Origin of the sequence: Chryseobacterium sp. R2A-55 (assembly GCF_021401085.1) — a bacterium.
Taxonomy (GTDB): domain Bacteria; phylum Bacteroidota; class Bacteroidia; order Flavobacteriales; family Weeksellaceae; genus Kaistella.
Window position 1 is genome coordinate 52,991 of the sequence record NZ_JACBFP010000007.1, and the last position, 21,809, is coordinate 74,799.

14 protein-coding genes are annotated in these 21,809 nt (G+C 39.7%); 5 read left to right on the forward strand and 9 right to left on the reverse strand.

Annotation, left to right across the window (positions count from 1 at the left end):
• Window positions 1–79 precede the first annotated feature (79 nt).
• The 4 genes from L0951_RS08975 (at window position 80) to L0951_RS08990 (ending at window position 5,845) form a co-directional block, all read left to right on the forward strand.
• Window positions 80–829: a hypothetical protein gene (locus L0951_RS08975; RefSeq protein ID WP_234110895.1), complete on the forward strand. Its 750-nt coding sequence runs from the start codon at window positions 80–82 to the stop codon at window positions 827–829.
• Window positions 830–908: 79 nt separating this feature from the next.
• Window positions 909–2,873, forward strand: coding sequence for a TonB-dependent receptor plug domain-containing protein (locus L0951_RS08980; RefSeq protein WP_234110896.1), 1,965 nt, complete (start codon window positions 909–911; stop codon window positions 2,871–2,873).
• Between the two features lie 201 nt (window positions 2,874–3,074).
• Window positions 3,075–5,336: a cation:proton antiporter gene (locus L0951_RS08985; protein WP_234110897.1), complete on the forward strand. Its 2,262-nt coding sequence runs from the start codon at window positions 3,075–3,077 to the stop codon at window positions 5,334–5,336.
• A gap of 65 nt (window positions 5,337–5,401) precedes the next feature.
• On the forward strand, window positions 5,402–5,845 hold the full coding sequence (locus L0951_RS08990) for a phosphohydrolase (protein ID WP_410686375.1): 444 nt from the start codon (window positions 5,402–5,404) through the stop codon (window positions 5,843–5,845).
• A 308-nt stretch (window positions 5,846–6,153) separates the two neighbouring features.
• On the opposite strand, the gene L0951_RS08995 is transcribed toward L0951_RS08990, so the two are convergent.
• The 6 genes from L0951_RS08995 to L0951_RS09020 form a co-directional block, all read right to left on the reverse strand.
• On the reverse strand, window positions 6,154–7,824 hold the full coding sequence (locus tag L0951_RS08995) for a PspC domain-containing protein (protein ID WP_234110899.1): 1,671 nt from the start codon (window positions 7,822–7,824) through the stop codon (window positions 6,154–6,156).
• A 5-nt stretch (window positions 7,825–7,829) separates the two neighbouring features.
• On the reverse strand, window positions 7,830–8,165 hold the full coding sequence (locus tag L0951_RS09000; RefSeq protein ID WP_234110900.1) for a PadR family transcriptional regulator: 336 nt from the start codon (window positions 8,163–8,165) through the stop codon (window positions 7,830–7,832).
• Window positions 8,166–8,422: 257 nt separating this feature from the next.
• A complete protein-coding gene (locus tag L0951_RS09005; RefSeq protein ID WP_234110901.1) occupies window positions 8,423–11,683 on the reverse strand; it encodes a beta strand repeat-containing protein in 3,261 nt (1,086 codons plus the stop codon).
• Between the two features lie 230 nt (window positions 11,684–11,913).
• Window positions 11,914–14,121, reverse strand: coding sequence for a GEVED domain-containing protein (locus L0951_RS09010; RefSeq protein WP_234110902.1), 2,208 nt, complete (start codon window positions 14,119–14,121; stop codon window positions 11,914–11,916).
• A 238-nt stretch (window positions 14,122–14,359) separates the two neighbouring features.
• Window positions 14,360–14,650: a chaperone modulator CbpM gene (locus L0951_RS09015; RefSeq protein WP_234110903.1), complete on the reverse strand. Its 291-nt coding sequence runs from the start codon at window positions 14,648–14,650 to the stop codon at window positions 14,360–14,362.
• A complete protein-coding gene (locus L0951_RS09020) occupies window positions 14,647–15,564 on the reverse strand; it encodes a DnaJ C-terminal domain-containing protein (RefSeq protein ID WP_234110904.1) in 918 nt (305 codons plus the stop codon). The genes L0951_RS09015 and L0951_RS09020 overlap by 4 nt, the downstream gene beginning before the upstream one ends.
• A 288-nt stretch (window positions 15,565–15,852) precedes the next feature.
• Between L0951_RS09020 and L0951_RS09025 the strand changes: the two genes are divergently transcribed.
• Window positions 15,853–18,009, forward strand: coding sequence for a prolyl oligopeptidase family serine peptidase (locus L0951_RS09025; RefSeq protein ID WP_234110905.1), 2,157 nt, complete (start codon window positions 15,853–15,855; stop codon window positions 18,007–18,009).
• A gap of 65 nt (window positions 18,010–18,074) precedes the next feature.
• Here L0951_RS09025 and L0951_RS09030 read toward each other — a convergent pair whose 3' ends face one another.
• The 3 genes from L0951_RS09030 to L0951_RS09040 form a co-directional block, all read right to left on the reverse strand.
• The gene (locus L0951_RS09030) at window positions 18,075–20,585 is read right to left on the reverse strand and encodes a M1 family aminopeptidase (RefSeq protein WP_234110906.1); all 2,511 of its coding nucleotides are present in this window, start codon (window positions 20,583–20,585) and stop codon (window positions 18,075–18,077) included.
• Window positions 20,586–20,669: 84 nt separating this feature from the next.
• Window positions 20,670–20,897, reverse strand: coding sequence for a hypothetical protein (locus L0951_RS09035; protein WP_234110907.1), 228 nt, complete (start codon window positions 20,895–20,897; stop codon window positions 20,670–20,672).
• Window positions 20,898–20,969: 72 nt separating this feature from the next.
• Window positions 20,970–21,764 carry a thymidylate synthase gene (locus L0951_RS09040; RefSeq protein ID WP_234110908.1) on the reverse strand — a complete coding sequence of 265 codons (795 nt, stop codon included), beginning with the start codon at window positions 21,762–21,764 and terminating at the stop codon, window positions 20,970–20,972.
• Window positions 21,765–21,809 lie beyond the last annotated feature (45 nt).

Consider the following 21,809-nt stretch of genomic DNA (forward strand, 5'->3'; position numbering starts at 1 on the left):
ATCCTTAATTCCTAATCCATAGAATTTCTGGCTGAAGACTTTATTTCGAAAGCACCCAAATCATTTAAAAATAAAAAAAATGGAAAACCAAACCTTCAACAAAGTCGCAAAAATCACCTTGATTTTCTGGCTGATGAAAATTGTTGCCACAACTTTGGGGGAAACCTTGGGCGATTTCATTTCGCAAACGCTGAACCTGGGTTATTATGTCGGAATCAGTGTGACGGCAATTCTTTTCCTGATTTTCTTGGCAATGCAACTTTCCGTTAAAAAATATGTTCCGGCAGTTTTTTGGCTGGTTATTATCGGAACCACGACTTTCGGAACAGAGATTTCAGATTTCATCGATAGAACCTTGAAAATAGGATATGCAGGAGGAAGCTCAATATTGGTCACCTGTTTGGCTGTCACGCTTTTTCTCTGGTACAGAAAACACAGAAACCTTGAGGTTTATCCCATTTTCGAACGTTCAAAAGAGATGTATTTCTGGATCGCCGTTCTCTTTTCAAATTCTTTGGGAACCGCATTTGGAGATTTCTTAGGTGACAATCTGGGATTCTCCTACTTTAACGGTGCGGTGATTTGCGGTGCAATCATCCTGGTCGTGGTATTGATGCACTACTATACGAAAATCAACCACATTTTATTATTTTGGATCGCATTTATTTTCACCCGTCCATTTGGTGCCACCTTTGGGGATTTCCTTACAAAACCTTTGGCGAAAGGTGGGCTGGATTTAGGAACGCTGAACGCTTCAGTGGTTTCAATCATCATCATTTCTGTATTGATTTTTATAGCCCATAGAAAACATTTACAAGAAGGTGCATAATGCGATTTTAATGAATTTTTAAATCTTTCAATCTATCATTTTATGGCTTAAGAAGCTAACTTTGTACTTTAAATCACAGATGAAAAAGTTAATCTTTCCGATCTTTACACTGATTTTTTCAGCAGCATTTTCCCAGCAAAAACCAATAGATTCCACCCAGGAGAAAAAGATCGACGAAGTCGTAATCGTTGCTTCTTCACGAACCGAACAAAAAATAGAACACTCGCCACAGAAAGTGGAAGTTTTGGGAAAAGAGGACATGCAGGAAGAAAGCGGCATCAAACCGATGGGAATCGCAAGTATTTTGGGCGATGTTTCGGGAGTTCAGATTCAACAGACTTCGGCAGTTTCAGGGAATTCTAATGTTCGAATTCAAGGTTTGGACGGAAGATATACCCAGATTTTAAGAGACGGGATGCCTTTGTTCGACGGGTTTTCGGGCGGATTGGGCGTTCTCAATATTCCACCTCTGGATTTACAGCAGATTGAATTGATCAAAGGTTCGGCTTCCACACTTTACGGAGGAGGTGCAATTGGTGGATTGGTGAATATTATTTCAAGGAAACCTATTTCCAAACAGGAATTCACGGCATTGGCGAACTACTCCACATTAGATGAAAAAAACCTAAACATCTTTGCTGCAAAGAAATTCACAAATTTCGGATATACTTTCTTTGTCGGAGGAACTTCGCAAAATGCACAGGATGTGAACAAAGACGGTTTTTCTGACGTTCCGAAACAGAATTCAGTTGTACTTCATCCAAGACTATTTCTTTATCCTTCGCAAAATTCAACCATTACGATCGGATGGAGCGGCAGTTTCGATAAAAATATTGGTGGCGATATGAATGTCATTCATGGAAACCCGGACCAAAACCACCAATATTTCGAGGAAAACAAAACCCGCCGCAATACCTACGAATTGCTTTTCCAACAAAAATTTTCGGATAAATCCAAGCTGGATTTTAAAAACAGTTGGAGCGACTTCAACCGGAAATTGAGCTCGAATGAAAACGATCTCAGTGCCCGTCAACAAAATTATTTTTCGGAATTATCTTTCGTAAAACCGATGGATAAAATGATTTGGGTTTTGGGAGCGGATTTTCAGGGAAATCAATTCACGCCAGAAAGTTTCAAACATTTCCAGATTCCGAAATTTGAGAATAACAGCTTCGGACTTTTCCTTCAAAACACCTTAAAACTTCAAAAAACCACCATTGAAAGCGGCATCCGAAATGACTTTACCAAAAATTACGGAAGTTTTTTCCTTCCACAGGTTGCGGTAATTCATCGGTTTAATGAAAACTGGGCTACAAGAGCAGGAGTTGGTTTCGGTTATAAAGTCCCGAATTCCTTAGCTCCGCAAATCACCGATTATCCTTTAGAAAAACTTTTGCCCATCAATATCCAGACGACGAAAGCGGAAAAATCGGCAGGCTGCAATTTCGAAATTAATTACAGGAAGACTTTTGCAGAAGATGAAAGCGGCGAAAAAAATTCGATCTTTATTAATCAGGCTTTCTTTTTAACGCAGATCAACAATCCAGTTGTTGCGAATTATGATTCCAATGGAAATGTGTATTTCCGGAATGAAACGGAACCTGTAGTCTCAAAAGGTTTCGACACTTACATGAGGGCGACTTTGGACGAATGGGAACTTTATCTTGGATACACTTTCACGATTGCTGAAAATAAATATTTAAGTCAAAACCAATTCATTCCGTTAACTCCGAAAAACCGTTTTGCCATGACTGCGCTGAAAGAATTCAAAACCTGGAAAGCGGGAATCGAAGCCAGCTACACCGGAAAACAACGCCGACTGGATTATACTGAAACTCCGGGATATCTTTTCGCTGCCGCGATGGTTTCCAAAGAATTGGGAGAACATTTTACGGTGGTTTTAAATTGCGAAAACCTGTTCGATTTTAGACAGAGCAGAAAGGAGACGCTTTATACAGGAAGTATTTTGAACCCTACTTTCAATCCGCTTTGGGCACCGATTGACGGACGAGTGGTGAACTTTTCGGTAAAATTTAAACTATGAATCTAAACGGCGGGAATGTCAAAGTCGGTTTCAGCAAATAAAAAAAAGAAATCGAAAACGGCTATGAATCCATGAAAAACATGGAAGCAGGTCAGGTGCTTTTGGAAGAAGCGGACCAAATCTTCCACTGAAATTGAAAGAAATGCTTTGATTTGTCACGGCATTTTTTTATTTTTGGAGAAATCGAGATTTTTAGGAAGTATGGGACATTTACCGAAGTTGATTGAAGACTTGGCATTGATTTTAATTGTAGCGGCTTTTGTCGTTTTAATTTTCAGGAGGATCAAGCAACCGCTGGTTTTGGGATATATTATCGCCGGATTTCTGGTAAGTCCCAATTTTAAGATTTTCCCCTCTGTAGTAGATAACGAAAACATCAAGACGCTTGCAGAAATCGGTGTGATTTTCCTGCTTTTCAGTTTAGGTTTGGAGTTCAGTTTCAAGAAACTGATGAATGTGGGCGGTTCCGCATCCATCACTGCTTTTGTGGAAATTATTTTTATCACCATCGCCGGATATTTCACTGGGAAAATGCTTGGCTGGAGTACGATGGACTCTATGTTTCTGGGCGGAATGCTTGCAAGTTCCTCCACCACGATTATCATTCGGGCATTCGATGAACTGGGAGTGAAGACCAAAAATTTTGCGAAAACTGTTTTCGGTGTGCTTGTTGTGGAAGATATTGTGGTAATTTTATTGATGGTTTTGCTTTCTACCATAGCGGTTACCAAAGAATTTGAAGGAACACAGATCCTTTACACGGTTGCCAAGCTGCTCTTCTTCCTGATTTTGTGGTTTCTTTTGGGAATATTTCTTTTGCCCACTTTTTTAAAGCGAATCAAAAATCTGGTGGATGAAGAAATACTGATGATTCTATCGATTGGACTTTGCCTGGGAATGGTATTGATTGCTACTTCTGTGGGATTTTCCGCAGAATTGGGAGCATTTGTGATGGGTTCCATCATTGCGGAAACTACCGTTGCCGAAAAAATAGAACACACCTTAAAATCTGTGAAAGACCTTTTCGGTGCAGTTTTCTTCGTTTCTGTGGGAATGATGATCAACTACAGCGATATGATCACTTATGCAGTTCCGATTTTGGCGGTCACTTTTTTGACCTTGTTTGGAAAACTTTTCAGCTCGGCTTTGGGTGCGTTGATTTCCGGGCAGCCTTTAAAACAATCTGTTCAGGTGGGGATGAGCATGGCTCAAATTGGGGAATTCGCATTCATTGTGGCCACTTTGGGACTTAGCTTGGGTGTGATTTCACCATTCCTTTTTCCTGTGGCAGTTGGCGTTTCAGCGATAACCACTTTCACCACGCCCTATATGATAAAGCTTTCGGAGCCGCTCTATAATTGGCTTGTGAAAATCATTCCCCCGAAATACATTGAGAGGATCAACAAATATTCCTCAAACATCCAGAATATCCAGGCCGAAAACAGCTGGCAAACGTTGCTCAAGAATTACGGCAGAATTCTGATGATCAACGGAATTGTGATTATTGCGATTTATCTTTTATTTTCAAAATTCATCATTCCGAAAATCAATGAAAACCTGGAGTCCAATGACATTAAGAACATTATTGGCAATGCCATTCCGATTCTTTTCATTTTGCCTTTTTTATGGGCATTGATGATGAAAAGGCCAAAATCCGGTGCCTACCATGATTTATGGACCAAAAAGAAATACAACAGAGGCCCTTTGCTCATCATCGAAATTTGCAGAATTGGTTTCGGAATTGCAATCCTCGGCTTTTTCCTGGACCGTTTTGCTTCCACACAGGTTTCGTTCTTTATCACGATTCCAGTGGCGGTGATCATTATTGTGCTTTTCAACAAAAGGATTAACCGCTTCTATAATCGGCTGGAGAAAAGATTTATCAGAAATCTCAATGACCGAACGGACGGAAATGCGCAGTCTGAAGCAGTCACGCGACTTGCCGGCAACAGCGAAATCAAGAAAAATCTCGCTGCTTGGGATGTCCATATTTTGGAGTTGGAAGTGAATCCTCTTGCAAACTATATTGGAAAACCGCTGATTGAGCTGCAGTGGCGTGAAAAATACGGCATCAATATCGGCTACATCAAACGGGGTGAAAAACTCATCCATACACCGGAGCGAAACGAAGTTCTGATGCCTTATGATAAAGTGGGAATTATCACTACAGATGATGATTTCCAGGTATTCAAGCCGATATTCGAAAATTTTGAAAGTGCGGAGGAGACCGACGCCAATGACGTGAAACTGGGAAAAATCCTGATCAATCATCATTCACCCGCCAAAAATATCTCCATCCGTGAATCTGGAATCCGCGACAAGACTGATGGCTTAGTTGTAGCGATCAGGCGCGGAGAAGAAAGGATACTTAATCCCAAATCCACAGAAATTTTACTGGAAGACGATATCATTTTCGTAGTAGGTGACCGGAAGAAGATTGAAAAATTGAACCAGGAGATCTAAAAATCTACTTCACATTCCTTTCACACGAAAATCAAAAAATATAAATTTGTCTTTTGAAAATGACCATGACCAAGGAGGAACTTTTAAATAAGGCCATAAAAATCGCTGACCGGGCGCACAAAGGACAAACCGACAAATTTGGAACACCATATATCGGTCATGTAATCCGTGTGATGAATTATGGAAAAACTTATGATGAAAAAATAGTGGGGGTTTTGCATGACGTGATCGAGGATTGCCCGAAAATAACTTTGGAGTACCTTTTGCAGGAGGGATTTCCGCAAGATATCGTTTTTGCGATTGAATGTCTCACGAAGAATCCGCCTGATCAGGATTACACAGAATTTGTGAAGCAAACCGAGAAATCACCACTCGCAGTTGCCGTTAAAATGAATGATTTGCGGGATAATATGGATTTGACCAGATTCACCAAACCTTTGACCGATAGGGATTACAAGCGTTTGAATAAATATCTGACGGCGTATCTTTATCTGAAGGAGAAATACTAAAGGTAAAAATCCAAAATAATCTTAAATATGCTTTCCCGCTATCGAAAGGGAACTCAATTTGATTTTTTCAAAAGAAATTTTATCCTTTTTACGCTAAACAAAAAAACTGATGAATCACTCCATCAGTTTTGTCAGTATTGATTTCAAGAAATTCTAATTCAGAAAACTGGTGACAAAAGCAACAATTTTCAGTACGATTTCAAAAAAGAGCTGTGCCATGATTTTGGTTTTTATTTAGTTAAAGAATGAACAAGCGAAAAGCGAATAACTTTTTTGGTAAGGAATCCGCTTTTGCTCATCCACTCTCATTATTTGGTTTTGATGATGATTTCTTTTTTACCGTCTTTCACGGTGATGTCGATATCTTTCAAATCCTTCTTATCAATTTTCTTCATGATGAGCTCACCTTCTTCCCTGCTGACTTTTTTCCCATTCACGATGATGGAGTCTTCGTCATTGGAATTGACCACGATGGAATTCTTGCCTGTTGATCCGTTAGTACTTCCCGAAGCAGCATCTTCGTTTTCCTCTGCATCATCTCTGACCGAAAATCCACGCTCACCGTTTAGGGAAATGACTTTCATGTTTTTCGGAACCACCAGTTCATAATCTACTCTGTAATCCCTGAAACGGTGTTCATACGGATAAGAGTAATAGTTGGGCAGCAAAATTTTGTTATCCACAATTTCTACCGGAACCTGCATTCTGAGCGGCAAATTATATCCGTCTGCATTTTTTTTGATTTCCAGATAAGGTGCTTTCACGTCCATTCTTTTCACATCCACATTGGGATAATCCTGTTTGTAGATGGTCTTTTTGTCTGAGTACACATCATCCCAATAAGCTTTAAAGGATGGTGGAATAACCACTCTTTTCACATCCACCAAAATGGAATCGGAAGTGGTGTTGATCGCTACATTTTCAGTCTCATCATTATTCCCGCTATACTGAGTTTTGAATTTGATGGCGCTGAAACCGGTTGCAGCAACCAATCCGATCCAGAGCAATACCAATCCGCCGATCACAAATCCTGTATTGTTTAGTTTTGTTTTTGGCGAAAACAGTTTCATGGCCAGGTAAGAAAAGATGAGTGCCGGTATAAACATGGTGAGAAAACCAACTGCGATCACCAGGAAACCCAGGTTGTTGTCTTGAAGGTAAAATCCAAGATTATCAAAGAAATGGATATTGTCTGATCCCGAAATTCCAAAGACCGCAAAAGATCCCAACAGCAGGGAAATGCCCATCAGCGAGAAGATTCCGCCCAATACAAACCTTACTACATTCCACAATCCGTTGCCGGCTTTGTTGATATAGGGTTTGTTTTCATGGTAAATTTCGCCCACTCTTTGTGTGGATTCATTGGCAAACTGCACAATCTTGTTGGATTCTTCTTTGATATTGTCAAAGTTGATCGGTTTTCCTTTCATCTTTAAAAAATCTGCTGCGGTTTCCGCTTTCGGCATGACGAGCCATAGAATGATGTATAAAAGCACCATCAGCATTGGCGAACCGGGAAGTGGAAAAAGCAACAGGAATAATCCCACCCAGATTGCGCGCATGGCGGCAATATCCATTCCCACATAATGGGCCAGTCCGGCGCAAACTCCGGCTATTTTCTGTCTTTCCGGATCTCTGAAAAGTTGTTTTTGTTCGGTGGAACTGCTGTAGGTTTTTCTGTTCTTCTGGTTTTTGGTTTTATCAGAAAAATAAGCTTCTTCCTGTTCTTCGATGACTTCGGGTTTACCGATTTGGGTGATTACTTTTTCCACGTCGTCATCGTTGATGACTTCACGTTTTCCTAGGGAGTCTTTAAAGATTTCCACCATTCTGATTTCAATGTCGTGCATCACTTCATCTGCTTCATTTGCATCCAATGAATTTCGCAGTGCAGCGAGGTAGTCACTTAATTTGATGTATGCGTGTTCCTCAATTGTGAAGGAGAAACCGGCGAGTCCTATTGAGAGTGTCTTGTTCATTTTATTTAGCTTATCGATTTTTGAGTAATTTGATTTACGGAATCTGTTAATTCGTTCCAGGTGTTTAGCAGTTCGGCGAGAAACAGTTTTCCTTGATCGGTAATCTGGTAATATTTTCTCGGTGGTCCGCCTGTGGATTCTTCCCAACGGTAGGATAAGAATTCGCCGTTTTTCAATCGGGTCAGCAAAGGATACAGAGTTCCTTCCACTACATCCAGTTTTCCTTTTTTCAGTTCGTCGATCAGGTCAGAAACATACATTTCTTTTTTTTCAATCAAACTCAAAATGCAGAATTCCAGAATGCCTTTTCGCATTTGCGCTTTGGTGTTTTCTGTGTTCATTTTTTATGAGGTTATTAATTGGAACTATTTCCATTTTTTGAGAAGTCGTCACTTCTTCAACTTTACAAAGCAAAGATATGGAAATAATTTAGTAATATGCAATACAAAGTAGTGAAATAATTTTAAATAAAACATTAAATGATTGATAATCAAGCATAATAATTTTAACCGGTATTCGAGAAAAAGTAAAATCTGAGAATTATTCAAAAAAAAACGCCCCAAATTTGGGGCGATTCATCAAAGTATCATTTAAGAAATTACTTCTTGATTGCTTTCACTGTTTTCACAGATCCGTCGTTCATGTGCAATGTTACCAGATATAATCCTGCATTCAATGAAGTAAGATTAAGTTCTGCAGCCGGAGCAAGTGTTTTCACCTGTCTTCCTGAAACATCGCTTACAGAGATCGATTTCACATTTTTCACATCAGAGATTCTCAGGATATCTGTGAACGGGTTCGGATAGATGGAAATTTCAGTCTTATTAGCATTGTTAACCGCAAGTGCAGCATCCGTTGTAAAAGAGATTTCCAGATTACCTGTGGAATCAGCTGATCCATCGTTGGAAACCACTTTAGCATAATAAGTAGTGCTTGGATTCAAATTAAGGTCATAAGTTGTAGATGAAGTAGAAGTTCCATTTACCACGTCATAATTTCCAGAAGCAGTTCCCACGAAAAGTTTGTAGTTCGTAGCGCCAGTTGCCGCACCCCATGTGATCGTAGCTGGACTTGTGGAAACCCCAGTTGCACCATTAGCAGGAGCTGTAATTAAAGCTACATCCGGAGCAACAATCTTAACGGTATAGTCTTCCACTTGTCCATAAGTATAGGTTTGACAAGGGGTATTGTCTGTTCCATCGACCAACTTAATTCTCATCCTTGTTGTACCAAATTTGGCGTCAGCAGGGATTACAATGGTTGCGATTCCCGGTGTAGTTGCTGAGGCACCTGTAAGCTGAACTCTCTCCGCGTCTTCAAAAACACCATTTTGATTATAATCGATCCACGCAAAATAACTATCACTTGCAAAGTAAGTAGATGCTTTTACTGAAAGCAAGTAAGTTCCTTTTCTATTTACATTTGTGGAAATAGCAGTGAAATCTTCATATCCTGCAGTAGAAGTAGAGTTATTGTTAATGGTTCCAAAAGTAACATTTGAGATCTTTTCAAATGAAGTAGAGGTTGCTCCTGCTGTGCAGTAAACAAATGATCCAGTAGTAATAGCGGTATAGACACAACCGGTGGCATCTCCGATATTATTAGTAGGTACAATTTTCACGTAATAAGTTGAATTACCGATAAGGTTTACTTGGGTGCTCAACGCTGTTGTCAATGTTCCGTTTACGATATCTGTTCCACCATCAGTGGTTCCAATATATACTTTATAACCTGTAGCTCCATTAGCCAATGCCCACGAAATAGTTGCAGGATTTGGTGCGAGACCAGTGAGATTTCCTGTGAGTGAAGTACATGAAGGAGCGGTTGTAGGGGCAACATAAGTAAACTCATACGCACCTATATCTGGAGTCGCAGCATCTCTAGTTGCGCCCGTGTAATCAGTCGTATAAGCAGCAATCGGTGTTCCTTTGTTATCAAGCAATTCTGTATTTTCAGAACTTGGATTCAATTTAAGGAAATCCGTAGAAGTTCCATTAGTGGAAAGAAAATCTGCACTAATATTCTGGGAATTGGTTTCTCTGACGCCTACATGAGTCTGGAACGCAGACATTGTAGAATAGGCAGTAGCACTGTTATAATAGATATTTTGGTTAGTTCCAGAACCTGTAAAAAAGTTGTTGTTATTTGATGTTACCGCATAATTATTAAGATTAGTAGATGCACTTCTTCTGAATGCAGATGCATATCCTGTTCCTTTAGGTGTGGAAGTGTTGATCACCATATTGTTTCGCATGTCCAACGTTGCAGTAGTTGAAGTAGTGTTAAATGTATGGTAAATACCTGTGGAATTAAAGTTAGCTCCCAAAGATGTACCATTCAAATAGATTGAATTGTAATATACTTTGAGATTTGAAGTGGCACCACTGGAAGCAAGGTAGATCCCTGCCAAACCAACTGAAGTAGTGCTGCTGTTTGGAACACGCAAATCACCAATTAAATTATTTACAATGTACGTATTGGCAGAAACTGTGGTTCCTACAATATAAACACCATAGAGCACACTTGCTCCGCCAGTAGCCTGCACGTTATATACTTTATTTTGCAAAATATTGGTGAGCGCTGTAGCATTGGCGTAAATCAAGTAGCCATTTGCTGCAATATTGATTCCGCTTACGGTGTTGTCGATAATATCCGTTTGAGGTCCAGAAGCGGTTGTATAAATTCCATAGTAGGTACCAAAAGAAGAACCGTTCAATTTATTTTTTGTGGCAGTGAGGGATCCAGTATTCGCAGTACCTGCATAGCCGTGCAAAATTCCATATACGGATTGGTAAGTTGTACCGGTATGATTTGCTATGGTTCCCAAATTAATCTCATTGTTATTTGCCGTTAAATTTACTGCTGTGGAAGCAGTTGTACTTAAACAATAAATACCCGCATAAGTTCCGCTGCTTGTGGAAGTATAATTCAAACGGTTTGGCGCATTCACTTTGTTATTATTTATTGTAAAAGACGTGTTGTCACCGTAGATATAGATTCCAGCCGCTCCTAAACCTCCGTCTGCAAAATTCATGGTATTGAAAGAAACATTGGAAGATGCCTGATAAGTGCCAAATAAGCCATATGCTGTAACATAACCTAATGCACCCAAATTATTGAATGTATTACCAGTGGCAACTGAAGTTCCTCCTACATCATTTCCGGTATCCCTCAATGTGTATGGAGCAGCAGCTGCATATCCGTTCAGCATTATACCGACTGACAAAGCGTTATTGATGGTGTTCCCGTAAATCTTGTTATTGCTGTTCAGTCCTGAAGTAGCGGTGGGTATAAGGGCAGTTCCAGATTCCGTGGTATGTGCAAAGTAAACACCGGAAGTAGGAGTAGCTGCGCCACCGTTGATAAAGTTCACCACGTTATTCTGAATGGTGTTATTGTTACAACCGTCCGTCGCATCCAAAGGATAAAAATAAAATCCTCTTTCTATTGCCGTAATTGCAGTACTATTACTTGGATTCTCTTGAAGTGTAAAACCATCAATGGTCATATAATCCACACCCACAAATTTAAAGAAAGCATCATAAGCTGTGGTTCCAACCTGCGCATTAATCACCGGATTTGGCCCGGATCCACTTTTTTGGATGACAAGTGGATTACTTGAAGAAAGCGATGCATTCAGAATCATAGATCCTAAAGTAAATCCTCCTGAAGGAGCAGTTTCCGCATATCCGGCTGGAACCTTGATTGTGGCGCCGCCAGGACCTACCCCACTTGCATTTAGCTCTGTGAACGCTTCAGCCAATGTTAAATAATCTACCCCGATCATTTTTGTCCCGGAGACTTGTGCAGAAACACAAATTCCGAAAACTACCCCGCATGCGAGTAAAAGTTTTTTCATGTATATTTTTTTAAATTGTCGCCAAATATAGTTTAATTTAGGGTATAAATTATGTGATTCACCAATAAAACAGATTTTTAACATTTTTTTAATCTTAAAACAAGACATCTTTTAATTCAATATTAAGTCATCATTCAAAATACCCAATTATTTACAATTTGAGCGCAATTCCAATGCATGAAAAAATCGCCCCAAAATTGGGGCGATTCGTAAAGGTATCATCTGAGTAATTACTGCTTGATTGCTTTCACTGTTTTCACAGATCCGTCGTTCATGTGCAATGTTACCAGATACAATCCTGCGTTCAATGAAGAAAGATTAAGTTCTGCAGCCGGAGCAAGTGTTTTCACCTGTCTTCCAGAAACATCGCTAATGGTGATCGATTTCACATTTTTCACATCAGAGATTCTCAGGATATCTGTGAACGGGTTTGGATAAACCGATACAGCATCTTTGTTTGCGTTTGAAACGGCTAATGTTTTGTCGATAATATTCAATGTGTAATCGTGTGTTCTACCTTGTGCAGAAATATTGCCGCAAGCTACGATAGATGCAATGCTGTTTTGTCTGGACATACGAACTCTCATTCTTGTATTTCCGATCGTGGCGTCTGCAGGGATGGCAATTGTACCTGTTCTTGGACCAGTTCCCGATCCAGTCAAATCGAATCTTTCCGAAGCATCAAACACTCCATTATTATTTAAATCGATCCAAACACTTACTTTATCATTGGTATTTGCACTAGCTAAAGTAATGGTCATTGGATAGCTTTGACCCTGAGTTACATTTCCTACTACTGCGGTAAAATCTTCATACCCGTTTGGAATTGTGGTAACAGTACTTGGATTGTTAATATCTGCGAAAGTGACATTAGACATTCTATCTGCGTTTACGGTTGAATGTGTTGCTGCACAATAAGTCCAATTTGCACCTGTGGTGAAAGAAATTTCTGAACAACCTGTTGCATCTCCAATTGGATTTGTTGGCACCACCTTCACAAAATAAGTGGTATTTAATGCAAGACCGTTTAAGTTAAAACTGTTTGTAGTTGCAATTGTTCCATTTACAACATTGTAATTGTTTGATGCAGTTCCAACATAAACTTTGTACCCACTAGCATTATCATCTTTAATCCAATTCAATATTGTGGAAGCTGCAGTTACATTTGTTGCCCCGTCCGCTGGAGAAGTAATTGCAGTACAGCTAGGCAGTACTAAATCCTGGATATCTACGGTATAATCTTGAACCTGTCCATAAGCATTATTACCGCAAGAAACTGGATCCGCAGAATAAGTCATACTGATTCTCATTCTTGTTGGCCCATTTAAAGCCGAAGCAGGTATAGTGATATTTCCCGTCGCTGCAGCTGCATTTGATAGTACTGTTTTTTCATTATCTGCAAAAATTCCGTCGTGATTATAATCGATCCAAACACTCGTTTTATCTGGGCCGGCAGAATCAAATCCCTTAATATTTACTGTAATTGGATAGGTGAGCTGTTTTTTCACATGGGCAGTTACCGAAGTATAATCTAAATATCCAGGGGTATTTGCCACAGTAGGGGTCACATTATTGACATCCGCAAAAACCACGCTGCTGATAATCTCATACGTCGTATTGGTATATGTTGGCGATGTAGCGTCACAATATCCTAACACGTTATTGGTACTGAAGCTGATTTCTTGACAACCCGTGGCATTGCCAACCAAATTGTAAGGTACAAGTTTCGCATAATAAGTTTTATTTGGACTCAATGGCACATATTGGTTGGTCAATCCTCCAACAATAGTATTATTAAATACATCATTTCCTCCTGGTGTTGTACCCACGCTTAACTGATATCCAACGGCTTTAGGAGTTGCATTCCATTTAAAATTATGTGCACCATAATTAAGAGTAGAACCATCTAGTGGACTAATAAAAGTGCTACATAATGGTACATCTGTTGCCACATCCTGAACTATTTTATAATCCGTCGTTGTAAAAGTTGCATTTCCAGAAGTCGCAGCATAGAAATATCCATAAGCATAATCTGTTGCTCCATCTGTTTTCATAATACCTGCTGGAATAGTTCCTGTAAGTGATGTACATGTGGTTACTGTAGCACTGGTTATGGCGACTTGCGCTATTGTATTAATATTCCACGTTGTGTCGCCGTGTGGAGCATCAAATAACACCAAATATAGTGTTCCTGATCCTGTTCCGCTTTTCTTAAAGTTGAGGGAAATAGTTGCCGCCTGTCCATTGTTGGTTTGTGGTACAGCAAGTTTATCAAGCTGGATTGCTACTCCAATCTGCGTAGTTAAAGCAGTAGTCGCCTGGCTAATACCGTTGCTGGTGCCACATGCGCCAGTCACATTGCTGGGTGTAGCAGCAAAAAAAATCCTTGCCGGATCATTAAATGGATCAGTAGAAGTGTAATTGTATTGGGCACTCATCCCAATTCCAATGGCCAAAAAGCACAATAATAAAAGTTTTTTCATTAAAAATAAATTAAATTAGTATTCCGGCGAACTTAGTAAATTCTAATGAACTGTCATAATTTCTTGTTAATCCCGAAATACAATTTAATTTTTTTTTAATAATTTATACAGATAGGGGCATTTGAAATCATAAATGAAAATACCCAGCAATATACTTCTTGAATCATTTCATTTACAAATCGATGACCATAATCTATTCCTCCATAAAATAAGTCGATAACCGCATCAGTCTCCGGTTTTCTTGACTGAGACGCTCCATTTTTTCCAGCAAATGATGAATGACTTCCAGTCCGGGCAGATTCACATCCAAATCATAATGCCAGTTTGCAAACCTTTCAAGTGCGGGCAGTTCTTCATACAAAAGATACTTCACATCATTTTCGGTCTCCGTTTTCAGCAATCCTGCTTCTTCCAGGGAATCAAAAAAAGTGATTTCAATATCATAGATTTTTACAAGTTCTTCTCTTGAAATTCGCTCGCTCATTTCTTTAAGTTTTTAAGTTCCTGAAAAAGTTCCTTTTCTCGCTCCGTCAGATGAGTCGGAAGCTTCACATGGTACGTCACAAACAAATCCCCAAACTCCCCTTCTTTTTTATACACCGGAAATCCTTTACCTTTCAATCTTACTTTGGTATTGTTTTGGGTTTCTGGCTTCACCATCAGTTTCACACTTCCGTCTAAAGTAGGGATCTTCACCTCTCCCCCCAAAACGGCGGTATATAAATCGATTTCAACTCTTGAATTCAAATCATCACCATTTCTTTTGAAATGTTGGTCTTCGGAAATATTAAAAGTGATGAATAGATCACCATTTGGACCTCCATTAAATCCAGGATTTCCATGGCCTTTAAGTTTGATTTTCTGTCCGTCTGCAATTCCTGCCGGAATCGTAATCCTCACCTTTTTACCGTTTATTTCAAAGGTTTTCTGATGTGTTTTGGCAGCGTCTCTCAAGTGCAGGTTAATTTCCGCCTCCACATCCTGACCCTTAAATTTTCCCGAAGCATTACCTCTGGAACTTCTGCCAAAGCCAGTTCCCGCACCACCAAACATGCTTTGGAAAAAATCAGAAAAATCTTCTCCTCCAGAGAAATCCTCTGCTGCAAATCCACCGTAGTTCTGGCTTTGCTGATATGATCTTTGCTGCTGCTTTGCTTTTTCAAATTCCTCACCTTGCTTCCAGTGCTCCCCGTATTTATCGTACTTTTCACGGTTTTCGGGATTGCTGAGAACTTCATTGGCTTCATTGATTTCTTTGAATTTCTTCTCAGCTCCTTTGTCGCCAGGATTCATATCTGGGTGATATTTTCGGGCAAGTTTCCGGTACGCCTTTTTTATTTGCTCGGCGCTCGCCTTTTTATCGACTTCCAGAATTTTGTAATAATCTATGTATGCCATCGAATAAAAGATTTATTCAAATTTAATCAAAAAACGGGCGAAATCATTTTATTTGTCCTTAAAAAAAAATTATCCGTACCCAATTATTGGAAAAGCTGATGAAAAGAGTGTTTTCCTGATTTCTAATAGAATAAAAACATCAACATAATAAGAAAGGGTGTTTTAACGCTCATATTTTTTCAAAAACCTTCTTAGCTTTGTTAAGTAAATCGCTGCAAAAATAAAATGCGGCGAACAACTTTTTATTGTTCTATTTCCTAATCTCCGCAACCCTAAAACACCTAAATCATGAAAAAAGTCACTTTAATTTGTATGAGCGCAGCATTCCAGCTCATCACCGCACAACAGTTCATTTATCCACCGACAAAAAAAGCACCGGTAACGGACGAAATTTGGGGCCAGAAAGTCCAAGATGATTACCGCTGGATGGAAGATGTAAAAAACCCCGAAATGGTTTCTTGGCTAAAATCACAAGCAGATTTCACCAATTCTCAGCTGTCTAAGATTCCTGGTCAAGATCAACTCATTAAGGAATTAAAGCAATACGAAAAAATGAACCCAGGAATGAATATTCCTGCCGGAAAATCAGGAAATCGATATTTCTACAATCGGAAAAATGCCGGCGAACAGGTAAGAAAGCTTTATTACCGGGATGGTGAAAACGGTGCTGAAAAACTGCTTTTTGATCCCCAAAAATTTATGGCAGGAAAAACGATGGATTATAACACTCAAATAAGTGATGATGGTTCAAGAATCATCTTTAACCTCAGTGAATCCGGATCGGAACTGGGAGACGTTCGAATTATGGAGGTTTCGACTGGCAAATTCCTGGCAGATGTAATTCCCCACAGCGAAGGATATTTTTTTGACACCAGTAAATCAGAAATTATTTACAGACAATATAAAAGCTATGACGTTCATGATCCTATGAACAACCTTAATTTAGCTTTAAAATTACACAAGATTGGAACTCCAATTTCCTCAGACATATTATTGGCGAGTGCCGAAAAATATCCAGAATTAGAAATCAAACCCATGGATTATCTGGGCATTTCATCCTATAAAAACTCCCCTTATGTTTTCTTGGGGATATTTACAGTAGATCCCAACGCAACTTATTACTATGCGTTAAAATCTGATTTCAAAAATAAAAAAACAGATTGGAAAAAACTGGTCGACCAAAGTGATGAAATCCATCAAATGTTTGTAGATGGCCACGATGTTTACTTTCAAACACCAAAAGGCAATTCAAACTTTAGACTGATCAAAACTTCACTGAAAAATCCAGACATCGCCAATGCGAAAGTAATATTAGACGGAAATAGTGACTGGAAAATTGACAGAGTTTTCCAGACCAAAGATTTCTTGGTCATTGATCAAGACCATAATGGTATTCAGACCAAAATCGTGACATACAACCTGCGTAATGGCAAGAATGAAAACTTAAATACAAACATTGAAGGAAACGTAATGTCTATGCCTTTCAACGAAAGACAGGACGACAATGAAATCGTGTTGATCAACACAGGTTGGACAAAACCCTTCAATGTCTTCCCATACGATTTGCCCACTAAGAAAAAATGGGAAAACTTTCTAACCGTGAAGTTCAACTTTCCTAATTTGGAAAATCTGGCCTATGAAGAAATTGAATATCCTTCTCATGATGGAACCATGGTTCCACTGAGTATCGTTTATGACAAAACAAAACTAAAAAAAGATGGCAGTAACACGGCATTGATGATGGGTTATGGTTCCTATGGCATGATTGCATATGCACCTGTATTTCAAAGAAATTATCTGCCACTGCTGAACCGGGGTGTGGTTCTCGCTTTCGCTCACGTGAGGGGCGGTGGCGAAAAAGGAAACGATTGGTACCTTGCCGGAAAAAAAACAACAAAACCCAACACCTGGAAAGATTTCAATGCAGCTGCAGAATATTTAATTACAAATAAATTCACTTCTCCAGAGAAACTGGGAATTACCGGAGCAAGTGCAGGTGGAATATTGATTGGAAGAGCCATCACCGAAAGACCAGATCTGTACAAAGTTGCCATTCCCAAAGTGGGATGCCTAAACACTTTAAGGATGGAATTTTCCGCAAACGGACCGGTAAACATACCCGAATTCGGAACCATCAAAGACGAAACCGAGTTTAAAGCACTCTACGAAATGGACGCGTTTCAGCACATCAAAAAAGGAACGAAATATCCTGCACAGCTGATTACAACCGGCTTCAATGATCCGCGAGTTGACAGTTTCATTCCTGCGAAATTTGCCGCAAAAATGCAGGATCAAACTGATTCCAAAAATCCGGTTTACCTTTATGTGGATTACAAAGCGGGCCATTTCGGCGGAAGCACTATGGATGAGCAATTTGCACAATTGTCTAAAGAGTTTGCTTTTCTGCTTAATGAAACTGGAAATCCAGAATTTCAGGTAAAGTAGAAATATTCAAAAAAAGCCACCTCAGTGCGGGTGGCTTTGTTTTTTTTTCCAGATATCAGATCATCTTATTTGTACGCCTCAATCGCCTTATTGATCAGATCAATCTGCGCATTGATCGTCGGACTTGATGGATTCGCCTTCAAAACCTGCATTTTTTTGCCAAGTCCTTCTTTCAGGATTTGAACGATCATCATTTTTGCCTGTGGATTTTGCCCGATCTGGCTTTTGACCTGGGTCAAAACCTTTGTCAGATTTTCAGTTGCCTTCAAATTGTCGGAACCCATAATCCAGTTGAAGGCCTCCTCTGCTGAGGCGCCCAACTCTGGGTTCTGGAATTTGATAAACGGATAAAACGCTGCTGTGGAAGCAATTGCCGGCATCTGCTTTTCAATCTTATTTTTTACGATGATCGGCAAAAGTTGTGAGATCAGTTCGTCACTTGCGCCTTCCAAATCTATTTTATCAGCTAAAACAGAGACTCTGGCTGGATCAATCAATGAAATCGCTCCCAAAGAAGCACCTTTTACCGCATTGGAAACCGCAGACATTCCCTTCTCGAAGACCGGCAGGTATTTTTTATCTTTCATTTTTGCCAAAGCTGTTATTGCAGCAGACTGCACCAAAGTTTTCGGATCGTTTGCCGCAATTTTCTCCACTTCGGCGAGCGCCGCTTTTTGATGATCCGGTTTTGAGAAATCCAATCCGCTCAGTGCCTTCATTCGGATTCTGAAATTACTGTCTTTCAACGCGGCTACCAATGTTTTCAGAGATGTAGCGTTTTTCGCAGCATTATCTACCGCATTTTCTACTGCTTTATACCGACTCAAAAATTCTTTGGATCCCGTATACTGCAGAAAATATTGGTCGGGAGTTTTGTTCTCTGTGATTTCGGAAAGCAGAATGCCATCTGCATCAATATTCAGCAGGTCCGGACTTTTTGAAACAGGAAACGTGAAATCATTCTTGCTTTTCGCTGCAACCCAAACATTTTGTCTTGAGGGTTTCCCATTCTCAAACACATCTATCGCCAAAGGAAACTGAAAGTATTGACCCTGATTTTGGATGATGGAAACTGTGACCATCTTTTTCACCGGATCAAAAGTGGAAGAGTAAGTGAGTTTAGGATTTCCGTTTCCGTAATACCATTGATTGAAGAACCAATTCAAATCTTTTCCTGAGACTTTTTCCAATGAAAGTCGAAGTTGCTGCGCTTCTCCGGTTCCGTACTCGTTGGTTTTCAGGTAATCCGTTAATCCTGCAAAAAATGCGTCGTCTCCCAAATAATTTCTCAACATGTGAAGAATTGAACCACCTTTATTATAAGAAACCCCATCGAAAACATCTTCCCTGGAATGATAATTAAACCGCACCAAATCCTTGGAAACATTTGACGGATCGCGGAAATACCCTTCCCGGGTTTTCATCAAAGTGTAATCCGCGAAATCTTTTCCATATTTATACTCATTCCACAGATATTCCGAATAATTGGCGAAAGACTCATTAACGGTGATGTTTGACCAGGATTCCGCGGTCACCAAATCTCCGAACCAGTGGTGGAACAACTCATGGGAAATCACATCCTCCCAACGGTTTTCATCGATCAGGTCGCCCGGTTTTTGCTGCGCCATAGCGGAATGAAGCGTGGAAGTGGTATTTTCCATTGCACCGGAAACATAATCAACACCGGTGATTTGAGCGTATTTTTGCCAAGGGTAATCGTAATTTAATCTTTTAGAAAAAAATTCCATCATTTCCGGCGTGTTTCCGAAAATCTGTTTTGCATAAGGTTCATATTCTTTTTCTACGTAATAATCCACCGGAATACTTCTCCATTTATCATTCACCACGGCATATTCACCAACTCCCATAAAGAAAAGGTAAGGCGCATGTTTTTTGTCCATCACCCAATGATCTGTGCGGAAATTGTTGCCTTCGTTTTTGGAATCCTTCAAAATTCCGTTGGACAAAGTGACGTACTTCTCCGGAACCGTCATGAAGATTTCCTGAGTGGTTTTTTGGTTGGGTTTATCAATAGTTGGGAACCAGACCGAGTTCGATTCGGTTTCTCCCTGAGTCCAAATCTGCGTAGCTTTTCCGCTCTCTTTTCCTTGTGGGTTGATGAAGTAAAGTCCTTTTGCATCGGTAATTGCTGCACTTCCAACCTGTTTTACTTCATTTGGACGGGCTGTATATTTGATGTAAACCGTGTAATCCTGATTTCTGCTGTAGGTTTTATCAAGATTAATTTTCAGCATATCGTTTTTGTAGTTATACTTCAGCGGTGATTTCGAACCGTTTTTTTCTAAAGCAACCTCATGAATCAGCATCGCTTTGGCATCTAAAACCAAGGAATCACTAGGATAAAAATGCGGCGAGGCAGAAATCCACGCTTCACCGTTCATCTGTTCTTTTTGGTAATCGAAATTCACCTTTAATTTGGTGTGTTTCAGCTCCGTGGTCTTGGTGTGGGTTGCTCTGTAAATTTCAGTTCTACCGGATGTATCGGTTTGCCCGAAAACGTTCTGGGATGGTAAGAATGCACTTAGAAAAAGTGCTGCAATTAGGATTTTTTTCATTTATGATTTAAAAATGAGTTTAAAAATTGAGAATAACGGATTTCAAGAAAAGAATATTTTATAAAATGTACTCAAAGTTAAAAATTATTTCGATTTGGGATCGTTGAGCAGGTCGAAAATATCGTTCACAATGCTTTCGTACTCTCCCTTCTTCAGCTGTTCCTTACTTTTGCGGAACGCCTTCTTCAATTCGCTTTCGGGATTTTCCTCATCAATAATTTCCACAGATTTCACACCTCTTATTTGCTCTAAAATGGTTTGGAGCATTTCCGGACTTGCGTTTTCTTCGATATTGATTTTAAGACTTTTCACCGCTTAATAAGTGTTAGGATTTAACGAAAAGTTACAAAAAAAGCGAAGTAATTTTACTTCACTTTTATTGATTTAAACCGCAACCGGTGCTTTAATTCCCGGATACGGATCATAATTTTCCAAAGTAAAATCTTCAAAATCAAAATTGAAAATATCTTTGATTTCAGGATTCAGCTTCATCGTCGGCAATGATTTCGGTGTGCGCGAAAGTTGCCTGTGAACCTGCTCAAAATGGTTATTGTAAATATGTACATCGCCAAAAGTATGCACATAATCACCCACTTCCAAACCACAGACCTGCGCAACCATCATACAAAGCAGTGCATAACTCGCAATATTGAACGGTACCCCCAGGAAAACATCTGCACTTCTTTGGTAAAGTTGCAAAGACAATTTTCCATCTGATACATAAAACTGAAACATTGCGTGACACGGCGCCAAAGCCATATTCGGAATTTCCGCCACATTCCAGGCAGAAACGATCAATCTTCTGGAATCCGGATTTTTCTTAATTTGATCGATCACTTCCGTGATTTGGTCAACCATTTTTCCGTTTGCACCACTCCAACTTCGCCACTGTGCACCGTAAACCGGACCGAGATCTCCTTTTTCATCCGCCCATTCATCCCAAATGGAAACGCCGTGATCATTCAGATATTTTACATTGGTGTCGCCTTTCAAAAACCAGAGTAATTCGTAAATAATGGATTTCAGATGCACTTTTTTGGTCGTCACCAAAGGAAACCCTTTTGACAAATCATACCGGAGTTGATATCCAAAAATGCTGCGTGTTCCGGTTCCTGTGCGGTCGGTTTTATCGGTTCCGTGGTCTAAAATATGTTGAAGTAAATCGAGATAGTTCTGCATTTTCTTAATTAAGGTTTGAAGTATAATATTTGAGGTTTGAGTTTG